General features: G+C 46.0%; 7 protein-coding genes and 2 pseudogenes. 5 read left to right on the top strand and 4 right to left on the bottom strand.

Going from position 1 to position 8,689, the window contains the following annotated elements:
- Window positions 1–148 precede the first annotated feature (148 nt).
- The 4 genes and pseudogenes from OGW13_RS01205 to OGW13_RS01190 form a co-directional block, all read right to left on the bottom strand.
- Window positions 149–1,129 (bottom strand): IS5-like element ISEc68 family transposase, encoded by a 981-nt coding sequence (locus OGW13_RS01205; RefSeq protein WP_000082736.1) that lies wholly within the window; start codon window positions 1,127–1,129, stop codon window positions 149–151.
- Window positions 1,130–1,534: 405 nt separating this feature from the next.
- Complete coding sequence (locus OGW13_RS01200) at window positions 1,535–2,101, bottom strand: hypothetical protein (RefSeq protein ID WP_143089782.1); 567 nt, start codon at window positions 2,099–2,101, stop codon at window positions 1,535–1,537.
- 1,518 nt (window positions 2,102–3,619) lie between these two features.
- Window positions 3,620–4,030 carry a tail fiber assembly protein gene (locus tag OGW13_RS01195; RefSeq protein ID WP_052517396.1) on the bottom strand — a complete coding sequence of 137 codons (411 nt, stop codon included), beginning with the start codon at window positions 4,028–4,030 and terminating at the stop codon, window positions 3,620–3,622.
- A 461-nt stretch (window positions 4,031–4,491) separates the two neighbouring features.
- Window positions 4,492–4,725: pseudogene (locus OGW13_RS01190) on the bottom strand (prophage tail fiber N-terminal domain-containing protein); the annotation flags it as partial.
- Between OGW13_RS01190 and OGW13_RS01185 the strand changes: the two are divergent.
- From OGW13_RS01185 to OGW13_RS01160, 5 genes and pseudogenes are all read left to right on the top strand, one after another.
- Window positions 4,716–6,406 (top strand): annotated as a pseudogene (locus tag OGW13_RS01185) (RecE-related exodeoxyribonuclease); the annotation flags it as partial. The pseudogenes OGW13_RS01190 and OGW13_RS01185 overlap by 10 nt on opposite strands.
- Window positions 6,406–6,960: a siphovirus Gp157 family protein gene (locus OGW13_RS01180; RefSeq protein ID WP_090050588.1), complete on the top strand. Its 555-nt coding sequence runs from the start codon at window positions 6,406–6,408 to the stop codon at window positions 6,958–6,960. The pseudogene OGW13_RS01185 and the gene OGW13_RS01180, both read left to right, overlap by 1 nt.
- Before the next feature lies 1 nt (window position 6,961).
- A complete protein-coding gene (locus OGW13_RS01175; RefSeq protein WP_044265724.1) occupies window positions 6,962–7,144 on the top strand; it encodes a hypothetical protein in 183 nt (60 codons plus the stop codon).
- Between the two features lie 212 nt (window positions 7,145–7,356).
- Window positions 7,357–7,581 carry a DUF4224 domain-containing protein gene (locus OGW13_RS01165; RefSeq protein WP_001643772.1) on the top strand — a complete coding sequence of 75 codons (225 nt, stop codon included), beginning with the start codon at window positions 7,357–7,359 and terminating at the stop codon, window positions 7,579–7,581.
- Window positions 7,582–8,601, top strand: a complete 1,020-nt coding sequence (locus OGW13_RS01160; protein ID WP_287115483.1) for a tyrosine-type recombinase/integrase — start codon at window positions 7,582–7,584, stop codon at window positions 8,599–8,601.
- Window positions 8,602–8,689 lie beyond the last annotated feature (88 nt).

Below are 8,689 nucleotides of genomic sequence, written 5' to 3'. Positions count from 1 at the left end.
GGAAGTTGCGATTAAGTGGTCCGCAGCTCCCGATATGACGCCCCAAACCGTCCTTTATCGACGTCCTGTGGCTCAATTTTCCAATTTTCAGCCCAAAATCGTCTCTTCGTGGCTGATTTTGGCCCTGTTTCAGGCTAATTTCCTCATTTCAGGTAGATCTCGCCTGTGCCCGTATCAATTGGTCAACTCGAACCAGGTTCGCCAGGGTGAATAACATCGCCAGTTGACTGTCATTTTTAGCCAGCCCCTTGTACCTGGCTTTGACGAAACCAAACTGACATTTTACTATCCGAAATGGATGCTCAACCTTCGCTCGGATACTCGCTTTCAGGTATTCGTAACGGATGGCCAGCTTGTTCTTGCGCGGGTGTTGCTTCAATGCATTCACTTTGCCGGGACGCTTGGCGATAAGCCAGTCTGCGCTGACATCGCTGAGCTCATCGCGCTTTTCGGCCCCCTGATAACCAGCATCGGCTGAGATAAATTCTTCATCGCCATGCAGTAACTTGCCAACCTGATTGAGGTCGTGCTCGTTAGCCGCCGTGGTCACCAGACTGTGGGTCAGGCCACTTTTGGCGTCCACGCCAATGTGCGCTTTCATGCCGAAGTACCACTGGTTACCTTTCTTGGTCTGGTGCATGTCTTCATCACGGCTGTTGTGTTTGTTTTTGGTAGAGCTGGGGGCTTGAATGATGGTGGCATCCACCAAGGTGCCCTGGGTCATTAGAACGCCACACTCTGCTAGCCAGTGATTAACGGTACTGAAGATTTTGCGGGCCAGTTCATGCTGCTCCAGCAAATGCCGGAAATTCATGATGGTAGTGCGGTCTGGAATGGCTTTATCCAGTGACAGGCGAGCAAATTGGCGCATGGAGGCGATTTCATAGAGGGCATCTTCCATGGCCTCATCGCTCAGGTTGTACCATTGCTGCATGCAGTGAATACGCAGCATGGTTTCCAGCGGATAGGGCCTGCGACCATTACCGGCCTTGGGATACACAGGCTCGATAACGCCAAGTAATTTGTCCCAGGGAAGCAAGTCATCCATTCTGCCAAGGAAAACTTCTTTGCGGGTCTGGCGGCGTTTACTGGAAAACTCACTGTCGGCAAAAGTCAGTTGCTGGCTCATCCGGTTACTCATTCTGGGTTCAGGTTACAACACGATGATCTCACATCTCGGACTTATTCGCACCTTCCTTAATGAGTTGCCGTTGTTCGTTTTTTCTGTATCGCCAGTAAAGGTGATATCTGCCGAGGCATTGAATGTTGCTACAATAAGTATGGCTAAACATTTCTTTCTAAATAATCCGTTCATATAACTTTCCATTTATGCTTAAAACAGCACTCAAAAAGAGTAAGTAAAGAAATTTTAAAAACCAAAACAATTTTTCATTCCATACAACCCTAAAATTAATTTTCTTGATAAATTACACACAAAATCATGCCAAATATTTTTTGATACATCTCAATGACGATTGATGAATGCAACCTGCCAGTCAGATAGACTTGAAAATATATTTGCAGTTTGTTTGGTTCACTTGTCAATTAAGTGAGTCGACATTACCAATAGGTCACGACATATTAATACACCTACGGAATTACATTTTGTGAGTCCATATTCTTGTAACACATCACGCTTTATCCGGTAGATTGACTTTGTCGTTAATCCTGGTGGTCCTGTTATTTCCGGTATTTTTCCTCCATAACAAAGTTGAGTAAATATATTCACCGCGCGTAGTGACGTTATTTTACGTCGAAGAGGAATGTTTTCTGCGTCATCCAGTAACTCGATGAATTCCTTCCTTCTTATTTTTTTCGATAATAAACAAGGAAAAGAACAACGTGTTTCCCCTGGAGTTAAAGGGATGTCAACGAGGACAATCAATTTGGTTGATAACAACACCGGTTTTTTAAGCAAGCAACTGCGAAGATGGTTGTTATCTACAGCAACAACAACAGCATCCTTTGCATTAGGTTTTATTCCTGCCCATTCCTTATTCAAATCGATGAACGCTACTTCTTGATATCGCTCCCCAATTATCAACTGAAGTGATTTAAGAAAGAAAACATCATCAGAAATAAACCAGTACTTCATAGTCACCTCATAATCCTTTTAATGATGTATTTAAATTAATTTCCCTTTGACTAAGATCATCTTACCGGAGTTTTTTTTAAAATGTTTAATCGTTTTGTTTTTTTACTATCCCCTTTTTTGATAGGCAAAAGCTATCAAAATAAAAGCATTTAGCAACATTATCCACAGTTAATATTACTAACATATTCAGTGGATTGAGTATAATTACGGTTGCATTAACTGAAATAACTCATTAATAAATAAAACAATAACAAACAAAACCATACATAAATTGTATAAAATGACAATTACTCAAGATAAAATGCTGTTAAGGAAAACATTATCAACTGTTAAGATGGGGAGGAATCTTAGTGCATGTTTCATAATTACATTAAACATCTATTAAACGAGACACGTTAAGTTGACTTTAGCATCTACTCATAAGCACTCATTATTAATTCGAGAAATTTCTGAATTATTAGGTGATTTTTCCTAAATATACCTCCTGCAAAATGACATTTTCACCGAGTATTAATCTTCATAGTTCTTAAGACCTAAGAATAATCCCGAAAATAAAAGTTTTGATTATGCGATCTTGATCACTATTATTGTTAACAATATTAACATAACAAGGAATAATCTCAAAAAAGTAACTTTTACAGAATGAAGAATTAACTTAACCTTATTTTAATAAATGAATAAATCAGAATTTTTTAGACTGTTTCGAGCCTCATAGATCAGGCACCATCATAAAAAGTAGAAGGTTGTTCTACACAAGCACGGTGGTACCGTCTTCATTAAGAAACATATCTAAATAATCAAAGATATCCTCGGTCTGGACCTGACTTTCACAGCATCCTACATAGCAGGCAAATGTAGACAGGATTTACGATATGAGTTGTTGTTCTGACCTTTTAACATTTCTGATTTTGATCCCAGCGTTTCAGAGAGCGGAGAGTAAAGCCTGATTGGAAGTTGGTACTGATACAATAATATCGCTATTGCTCTTTACCACACTTATTCGTGCTGAGTGAGGGTACTGTAAACAAGAATTTCCGACTGATCCGTTCAGACCAGTAGAGTTTGCACTTTTCGCATTCACCGCTGTTTAGATCTTTGCAATTCAGATTATCTTCAGATTCTTGTAGTTACACAGTATGGGTAAAATGCTTCAGAAAATAGGCTTCCTGATTATACCCAAGCCTGTACTTGAGCACTGATGACCTCATATCATGTCTCTGTAAGACAGCTTCCTTGCTGCTTGGCTTAGCGCATTGGGAATGATCATTTTTTAAGGCAATCTTCTCGCGATGACCTCTGCATCGAAATGAATAACCTGGCGGTCACTGGTATCCCGCGACCGCCAGGTTTAAAAACCACAGCGAAACAAAAAGCGACCTCAATATCAATTCGTCGCGGCAACCCCTACCCTCTCAAGACTGTTTATATAAACAGTTTTTCTTAATGGTCGGATCAAGAAGGTTTTTGACAGGAGTTAACATCATTATGAATTTCAGAGAAAAAATTTCCAGTTTTCCCTGCCTTTTACGGTGTTTCAGGCCAGACCGGTTTTGAAGGATCAACACGGCTTAGTTCAACCGAATAGAATTCCCATAATTCCAATTTAGCCACCTCATCACTTGTAGCTATGCCATGCTTCACAGCCCTCTCAAGCGGCAAAATCACGCGTTCTGCATCTGACATCAACCGCGCTTTCTCGGCTTCAGCCTGTGCAACGACTAATTCTCGATCCTCTTCAGGCTGGACATAATCAGCAATAACCCCAGCCTGCTCGGTAATGCACCAGTCAAAAATAAAACGGCCATTATCATCTGAATCGTCTACTAACGCCGTGTATGGTACCGAGAAATTCATTTCTTTGAACTTCACCATACAGTCAATCGCGGTTTTCTCCGCATTAGCCCACACAGGAGCGCTGATTTCCTGAATTTCCATGCTGACTCCCGTCTATGCAATTCGCTGGAAAAGACCGGCGTATAATGTCCATGAACCAGTCAAACCTTCAGTTGATATGAGGCTACAAGCTCGCCATGTTCCGGGTAATGTATAAGGTCCCAGCGTTTCTCTGCCGCTAAGCCCTTTGATTACAAACGATGCCCTGCGTTCAGAATCGACGACAATGGCGCACGACTTAAGGCTACTTCCTGAGTAGTTTGTGCCGGGAACGGCGATTGTGGAACCCGACAGGGTTAAGTGCGCCAATGCAAATGCCCCAACCGCATTCAGAGCTCCCGCTGGCGCTCCCGCTGGCCCCTGCGCACCTGTTGCTCCCGTTGCACCTTTGTCTCCTTTGTCTCCTTTTGCACCGGTTGCACCCACCGGTCCCTGTGGACCGATGTCGCCTTTATCTCCCTTGTCACCCTTCGCACCGGTTGCACCCACCGGTCCCTGTGGACCGATGCCGCTGCGGCTTTTGCACTGGCACTGGCGAAACGTGCAGACTGCTCAGACTGCGTTGTGTTCATGCTGACGTCTGCGGCCAGCCGGCTGACCTCATCAACCATGGCCTCAAACCGTTTCAGCGCTTCAGGCCGGACATCGTTTTCTGTCACGGTGCCAAGGAAATCATTCAGGGTGCCGGCGACTGAGTCTTCCCACACTTCGATGTCACCGGCAGACGACGGCGGATAAGGCAGCAATTTCACAGTTCATTAAACGCTGGATGGAAAATCCTCGTAAGCGTGAAGAAATGCTGCCGGAAAATACCGCATTGGATAATGATGGTGTCAACAATGACAGTAACAAAGTAGCACCACAGCGCGGATATAAGCATTCTTATGCCACACTGGATCAGGAGATTGCCCTCGCCCTTCTCCCGATTAATTTCACAGAAACAGTATCAGTTCGTGCGCTACGAGCTGCTGAACACATCATTGAAGAAGACCGAGAAGATTTCAAACGCTGGTCAGCGGCACTACGTACGACAGAGCAGATCCTGAAGTATGACCGCCCTAGTGTTTTTGGCGTTATTCAGAATGCACCTGCTAAAGATACATACCATTTCCCTGAGTCACTGCGGCGCCATATTAATTCCTGGCTGGCTGAAAATGGTCAGTTCGAGTGTGCTGGTACTGATGCGGAGAGAACCGGCAAACTGCTTGCGGCAGAGCGCGGCGAGTACGTCGAAGGTATCAGCGATCCTAACGATCCTAAATGGGTTAAAACAGATTCCCAACCTCAGGTATCAAACCTCGGCAATGGAATGTTCTCTGTTGATAATCTGATGCCTGAAACCGCCTCAATTGAAGGTGAAAAAACGGAAGTGACCGCACAAGGAACTGTTACAGAAGACCAGGCAACGCAGGCCCGTGAAACGTTGAATAGCATGGGTTACGGAGTTTATGCAACGAACCATGACGAAACTGACCAGCAGGAAGAAAAGCTGAGCGATAAAGTAAAAACTCTCGTTCAGGATGCGGATCAACTAGTCGAGCGCGTTAAACGTGAAGAGCAGCTCCCGCAGGCATCTGAACTGGTTCAGAGCATCAACCAAATGCAGTCTACTGAACGCGACAACCTGGAATTGTGGAAAGAGTCTTCAAAACAGATGAGCGTTTTACTACTGCGTTCTCTGTGAATGGCGGCGGAACCTCAATTAATGGCACCTACATGACCATGATCGCTACCCGCGAATTCGGTCCGAAAGGTATCGGCTGGGGTGTCGATATTCTGGAAGAACGCTTTGACGATGGCGCACCAATTACTCGCACAGTCAAAGGCACCGACGGTAACAACACGTGGGAACTTATCCCCAACGGGGTCGGCGGCGTCCTGACAGAGAAACATCACGTTATCAAAATCAGACTTTGGTACACCCGCAATGGTGTACGCGGTGAGGAGATTTCTTTCGGGTGTACCCCATATATTTACGGCAGCAAATACGGCCCTATTTGCGATGGTGAAGCGACAAAAAAATCACTGACTGACGCAACCAAAAAAGCGCTGTCTGCGCTTGGTTTCTGCGCTGATATTTTCATGGGCCTGTACGATAACCCGGAATATCGCCAGAAAAACAAAGCAGAATTCGCGCTCAAAAACGCCAGCGAAAACGCCGAGGATGCCGCCCGCGTACGTCAGGAACTGGACGACAAACTGACCCGAGTCGCTAACACCATTGCATCTGCTGTATCAGAGCACGAGATCAACAAGGTCTATTCTTCGATTGCTCGCGAAGCGGAGGTTCATCGCAAGGATGCAGAGGCGAAAGGTGACACACAGCATGCCCGTTACTTAGGTGGGCGTCTGCGTCGCCTGACAACTATCAAAGATGGACGTATCGCCGAACTGAAAAAAGTACAGGAGAAAGCATAATGACTACTGCTATCGCCTTAGCTGCCGACTATACCAACCTTCTGCAATTGCTGGAAAGCTCTGATGAACTGACTCCAGAAATGATCGCCGATACTCTGGAAGGCATTGAAGGAGAACTGGCGGATAAGCTGGATGCCATCATGGTAATAGCCCGCAATAATCTCGGACATGCCAAAACCTGTGATGAGGAAATGAAGCGCCTGGCAGAGCGCAAAAAGTCTTTCGAAAATAAAGATAAAACGCTCAGGAAATATATTCTGTCGTGCCTTATGGCCGCGAATCTGGATAAGCTCAAGACACCTAAAAACACTTTCACTGCCCGTAAAGGAAGCATCAGCGTTGTGATCGATAACGAAAAGCTATTGCCTGATGATCTGGTAACTGTTCAGACGATTATCGCCCCGGACAAAAAAGCCATCAAAGAGGCAATCGAGGCTGCGGAAGCTGCCGCAGCTCAAATCACCGCTGATGGCGGTGAAGTACCTGCCGAACTGTTAAACCCGGTACCGGGCGCCCATCTTGAGATCGGCGAACGTTCATTGCAGGTGCGCTGATATGCTGAAACTATCCCTCAAACGTGGCGATGCGGTACATGTCGTTTTCCCTGACGGTAGTAACGGCATTATTGAAGCCCGCAGCCGTTGTGAACTAGGTATGCATCTGCCGAAAAACGTGAAGGTTACGCGTGAAAAAGGCGCATTCCTCCCTGCAAACCTGATTAAGCGTAATCAGAAATAAAACCCCGCTACCGCTAGCATTGCGGCCTCACTATTCACAGGAGGTCGCAATGCTGCGATGGCAACCCGGAGCTACTCTGCTCACAGATTTCGATATAAAGATTGGCCGGTTATCGGCAAGCGTACGAAAGAAGACACTGACCCAGTCCGACATCGAACGCGCCTGCAGTGATGCTGACGACGCTGTGTACCGGATGATGAGGAAAGACCAACATGACCAGAGAAAACGATCTGCTAACAGACGCTGAACTGATTGAGTTTACCGGCTATCAGAAACCATCCAAACAACGGGAAATACTGGACCGTGGCGGCGTTTCGTACATTCCCGACCGGGAAGGGCGCCCGATGGTTACCTGGACACATATCAATGCTGTACTGAACGGACAGATCACCGTGCAGACCAGTACAGAAGAGAAACCCGATTTTGGAGCTATTTAAATGGGGCGCAGAAGAAAGGATCCGGGTGATAACAAGCTCCCCCCGCGCGTATCAAAAACCAGAACGCGTTACTACTACAAAACCACCTCGCGGGAAACCGTGACGCTTGGGCCAATCACCCTCACCATGTCAGCGTTATGGAAACGGTATGAGGAAGAGCGACGAAATTATTCAGATGTGATGACGTTCGAAAAGCTCTGGAAGATGTTTCTTAAAAGCGCCTACTACACCGAGCTTGCAATACGAACCCAGCGGGATTACCTGCAACATCAGAAAAAACTACTTGCCGTATTCGGTAAAGTTAAAGCTGACTTAATCAAACCGGAAGACGTTCGTCAGTTTATGGATCGTCGTGGCCTGCAAAGTAAAAATCAGGCCAATCAGGAAATGAGCAGTATGTCGCGTGTTTACCGTTGGGGATATGAGCGTGGTTACGTTAAGGGAAATCCGTGCACCGGCGTCAGTAAATTTTCTCTCAAGGCTCGCGAGCAATACATCACCGACGAAGACTACCTGGCGATTTATAAACATGCAGATCACGTCGTCAGGGCAGCAATGGAAATATCGTACCTGTGCGCAGCCCGGCAAGCTGATGTACTCGCTCTGCGCTGGATGCAGATATCTGACAAGGGGATTTTTATCCAGCAGGGTAAGACAGGGAAAAAGCAAATTAAGGTGTGGACGCCCCGCCTTCGGCAAGCTCTGGAAACGGCACAGACAGAATGCCCGAGGCTCTCACCTGACGCACTGGTCATCTATAACAACGATCGTGGTCAGTTCATCCGCAAGACATTCAATAATCGCTGGCTAAAGGCCGTACGTGCCGCACAAAGCGAACTGGGCCGGCAACTGGATTACACGTTTCACGATATCAAGGCAAAAGCCATTTCTGATTTTGAGGGGAGTAGCAGGGATAAGCAGATTTTTAGCGGTCACAAAACAGAAAGTCAGGTGCTTATCTACGACAGAAAGGTGCAAATCAGCCCGACGCTGGATCGTCCGGTTATTGGGGAAAAGTGAATTTTTATGCTTATGGAGGGATGGGATATTCTCCGGGAATATTCTTTTTTTATTCTTCGCCTCAAAAACAAAGGGGCTAGCTTATTGC

The organism is Citrobacter sp. Ca225 (assembly GCF_030337175.1).
GTDB classification, from domain to species: domain Bacteria; phylum Pseudomonadota; class Gammaproteobacteria; order Enterobacterales; family Enterobacteriaceae; genus Citrobacter_A; species Citrobacter_A amalonaticus.
This window is presented reverse-complemented; position numbering and strand designations above follow the sequence as displayed.

Excerpts from the sequence above, each read along its gene's own strand:
- OGW13_RS01165 (WP_001643772.1), top strand. The coding sequence starts at position 7,357 with ATGACCAGAGAAAACGATCTGCTAACAGACGCTGAACTGATTGAGTTT.
- OGW13_RS01205 (WP_000082736.1), bottom strand. The coding sequence starts at position 1,129 with ATGAGCCAGCAACTGACTTTTGCCGACAGTGAGTTTTCCAGTAAACGC.
- OGW13_RS01195 (WP_052517396.1), bottom strand. The coding sequence starts at position 4,030 with ATGGAAATTCAGGAAATCAGCGCTCCTGTGTGGGCTAATGCGGAGAAA.
- OGW13_RS01180 (WP_090050588.1), top strand. The coding sequence starts at position 6,406 with ATGACTACTGCTATCGCCTTAGCTGCCGACTATACCAACCTTCTGCAA.
- OGW13_RS01160 (WP_287115483.1), top strand. The coding sequence starts at position 7,582 with ATGGGGCGCAGAAGAAAGGATCCGGGTGATAACAAGCTCCCCCCGCGC.
- OGW13_RS01175 (WP_044265724.1), top strand. The coding sequence starts at position 6,962 with ATGCTGAAACTATCCCTCAAACGTGGCGATGCGGTACATGTCGTTTTC.